The organism is Pseudomonadota bacterium, assembly GCA_018823135.1.
Lineage (GTDB): Bacteria > Desulfobacterota > Desulfobulbia > Desulfobulbales > CALZHT01 > JAHJJF01.
The window spans coordinates 1-3,700 of sequence record JAHJJF010000085.1 but is presented as its reverse complement, the minus strand read 5'-3'; the positions used below and the strand labels follow the sequence as shown (position 1 = coordinate 3,700).

The following is a 3,700-nucleotide window of genomic DNA, read 5'->3' as shown; positions in this document are numbered from 1 at the left end:
CCTGGAGGAAGAATGAGACTTTCGATCCCGGTTCGCAGAAAAGCCCGAATAGAGATGCTGCCGCTCATTGATATTGTTTTTCTCCTCCTGGTGGTCTTTATCTATGCCATGCTGTCAATGGCGGTGCATCGCGGTCTGCCGGTTGATCTTCCCAGTTCTGCCGCGGCAATTCCTGAAAAAAACAGCATTCTTTCCGTAACCATCCAGGCACCGGTTGCCGGCGAGCAGGCAAGGATTTTTGTTGATGAAACACCTGTAGTGATTGGTGAACTCAGCAGATATCTGCAGGTAAAAGCCGATGAAATGCGCAGATCACAGCCGGCAATTGAACCCGGCGTGTTGTTTTTTGCCGACAGCAGTATTGATTACCAACAGATTTTTAATATGCTTGACCGGATTAATCAGGCCGGTTTGAGCCGGATTTCCATGCAGGCGGATGACAAGTAGACAATACCGGATAATAGCGGCATTAACGGTTTCCTTATCTGTCCATATATTTCTGTTTCAGACGGAATTCAATTGGGCCGGGGAGGGCCGTTCTGATGCTGTTGAACCCCGCAGGGTGACCATGACCCTTGCCGCGCGGCAGACCGTCAGGCCACCGGAAAAAAAGACCGGGCCGGAATCGTTTTCGGAAATCCCGGCAACTGTTGTTCCCCTGCCTGTTGTCCATGCGCCTCCTTTTCAGTCAGTGCAAGGTGTTGATGTCACGGTCCGGGAATTGCCGCGGCCGGTAATTCTGCCGGCCCAGGAGCTTTTTGCACAAAATGAGCTGGAAATGCAAGTGGCTGAAGAGCTTATGATGGAGCCGGAAGCACTTGAGCCGCAGATGGATGAGCAGTTGCCGGTGCAAGGAGAGATTATTCAGCTGGCCCGGCCGCTTTATAAAAAGAACCCACCGCCAAAATATCCGGCTTCGGCCAGGAGAAACAGGCAGGAGGGTACGGTGCTGCTTGAGGTTTTTGTCAATGACCGGGGCAGGGTGGAAGAGTTGAAGATATTTCGGACAAGCAGTTACAAGGCCCTTGACCGGGTGGCGCTTGCCGCCGTGGAAAACTGGGAGTTTGAACCTGGATTGAAAAACGGCAAACCGGTATCCATGTGGGTGCGGGTGCCGGTGAGGTTTGTGTTGAAATGAATGTTTCCGAATCGTATAAAACCCCTGGTTCTTTTATCGTGACGGTTATGTTTTTCGTCCTTGTCTGCTGCCCTCCGGGGTTGGCCGCCACAGTTATTGATCAGGCCGGCAACCGGATTGAGGTACCCAAAGAGCCCCAGCGCATTGTTTCCTTGGCGCCAAGCATTACCGAGATGATTTTTGCTCTGGGACAGCAAGACAAACTCAAAGGGGTTACAAGGTTCAGCGATTATCCTGCCGCAGCACGGGATTTGCCCCGGGTTGGATCCTATATCCGTCTTGATATTGAACGCATCCTGGCTCTGCAGCCGGATCTCTGTCTGGCGATCAAAGATGGAAACCCCAAGTATCATATCGATAAGATTAAAGAATTCGGCATACCTGTTTTTGCCATAGATCCGCAAAACCTTGCAGAGATCATGAAAACGATACTTGAGATCGGCTCGCTGCTCGGCGCCGAACAACGGGCCGGCGAACTGGTTCGGGATATGCAGGAGAGGATTGACCGCGTCAAGCAGAAGGTCGATAAGGTCGCCGGTCGGCCCAAGGTTTTTTTCCAGGTGGATATCGAGCCGATTATCAGTATCGGCACCAACACTTTCATCAATGAGCTGATAACTCTTGCAGGAGGAGTGAACGCCGCTGCCGGGGCAGAGGTTTATCCCCGGTTCAGCTGGGAGGAAATACTCATGCTGCAGCCGCAGGTGGTGATCATGACCTCAATGGCAGGCGAGCATACCCCTGAAAAACTCATCGCAACCTGGAAGCGCTGGAAGGATGTTCCGGCCAGTCGCAACGACCGATTGTATGTTGTTGACGCCAATCTTTTCGGGCGGCCGACCAGCAGGCTGGTGGAAGGCCTTGAAGTCCTTGCCGACATTATTCATCCTGATGAAAAGGGGGGCGGCGGTGACTGAGAGTTTTCCACCGGTGATAACCCGGCTTATCGGGGTGACCATCCTCCTTGGCATTGTTTTGCTGGTCTGCGCCTTTATTGGAATTTCCGTTGGACCTTCCGGGGTTGATTTTGCCCAGACCCTTGCCGCTCTTACCGGCAAAGTGGACACTTCCTCAATGAGTTGGACGATCATCTGGCAGGTGCGCCTGCCTCGGGTTGCCCTGGCCGCTGCCGTGGGAGCGACTCTTGCCCTGGGCGGGCTGGTGTTCCAGGCATTATTGCGCAACACCCTTGCAGAACCATACATCCTTGGAGTTTCCGGGGGATCGGCAGTGGGCGCAATATTGGGCATCATTGCAGGTTTTTCGAACTTTCCCGGTATCGCGCTCACCTCCTTTATCGGCAGTATGGGGATTCTTGCCCTGGTACTTGCTCTTGCTGCCGGAAGATCGATTTTAAATAAGGATTCATTGCTGCTCGGTGGGGTGATGATGAACGCCTTTTGCGGCGCAGTGATCATGTTTTTGATCTCACTGACAAAGACTTCCCAGATGCATCATATATTATTCTGGCTGATGGGCGATCTTTCGATGTTTACTCAGGAAAGAATGCCGGTACTCCTGGCCGTAATTCCCTGTTTTATTCTGATCCTGATTCTTGCCCGGCCGATGAATCTGCTGCTCATGGGCGAGGAGGCCGCTGCTGCATCGGGAATAAACGTCAATCTGGTCAGCATGGTATTGCTGATCGCCACCTCATTGATGGTGAGTATCGTGGTCTGTCAGTCCGGTCTCGTGGGTTTTGTCGGGCTGGTCGTGCCCCATGTATTGAGGATGATGCTTGGGCCGGATCATCGTCTGCTGGTGCCTGCATGTCTGCTGGGAGGAGGATCGTATCTTATTTTCTGTGATCTGCTGGCCAGGACTCTCCCCTCTCAGGGCGAGATGCCGGTGGGAATCATCACGGCGATGATCGGTGCGCCGTTGTTCATTTTTCTATTGTGGCGGGCAAAGCGATGAACGCCCTCAGTGTCAGAAACTTGAGCCTTCACTTCGGCGAGAAACAAGTGTTGCGGGCCATGGAATTTGATGTTCCGGCCGGTGAGTTTTTTGTGATAATCGGTCCCAACGGCTCCGGAAAAACCACCCTTCTCCGAGCCATGGCCGGTCTACAGAAGATTGAATCAGGTACGGTGCGTATTCAGCAGAAGGCCATTTCGGATTACCCCAGAAGGGATCTGGCCCGCGTCATGGCGGTTGTGCCTCAGAATGTTCCCTTTGATTTCCCATTCACGGTTGCTGAAACAGTGCTTATGGGCAGAAGCCCCTATCTCGGCCTTCTTGGTATTGAAAGAAAGAGGGATTATGAGATTGCGGAGCAGGCCATGGAGTTCACGGATATCAGGCATCTCGCCGGCAGACGTCTGGATCAGCTGAGCGGCGGTGAGCGGCAAAGAGTGATAATTGCCAAGGCCATATGCCAGGAGCCGGATATTATCCTCCTTGACGAACCCACTGCATCTCTCGATCCTGCGCATCAGATTAATGTAATGGATCTCATGCAGCGCTTCAGGCGGGAGAGGAATACAACCATTGTCATGGTTTCCCATGATCTGAATCTGGCGGCAATGTATGGTGACCGGCTTCTTCTGCTCAAAGACGGGG

The 3,700-nt window shown here is 52.9% G+C and carries 5 protein-coding genes; all 5 read left to right on the top strand.

Features of this window, described 5'->3' with window-relative positions:
* Window positions 1–12 precede the first annotated feature (12 nt).
* A complete protein-coding gene (locus KKE17_09015; protein MBU1710129.1) occupies window positions 13–447 on the top strand; it encodes a biopolymer transporter ExbD in 435 nt (144 codons plus the stop codon).
* Window positions 437–1,138, top strand: a complete 702-nt coding sequence (locus tag KKE17_09010) for an energy transducer TonB (GenBank protein MBU1710128.1) — start codon at window positions 437–439, stop codon at window positions 1,136–1,138. The genes KKE17_09015 and KKE17_09010 overlap by 11 nt, the downstream gene beginning before the upstream one ends.
* On the top strand, window positions 1,135–2,055 hold the full coding sequence (locus tag KKE17_09005) for a cobalamin-binding protein (protein MBU1710127.1): 921 nt from the start codon (window positions 1,135–1,137) through the stop codon (window positions 2,053–2,055). Before KKE17_09010 ends, KKE17_09005 begins: the two co-directional genes overlap by 4 nt.
* The gene (locus tag KKE17_09000) at window positions 2,030–3,055 is read left to right on the top strand and encodes an iron ABC transporter permease (protein MBU1710126.1); all 1,026 of its coding nucleotides are present in this window, start codon (window positions 2,030–2,032) and stop codon (window positions 3,053–3,055) included. Before KKE17_09005 ends, KKE17_09000 begins: the two co-directional genes overlap by 26 nt.
* The coding region (locus KKE17_08995) for an ABC transporter ATP-binding protein (protein ID MBU1710125.1) at window positions 3,052–3,700 on the top strand (649 nt) is incomplete at its 3' end. The genes KKE17_09000 and KKE17_08995, both read left to right, overlap by 4 nt.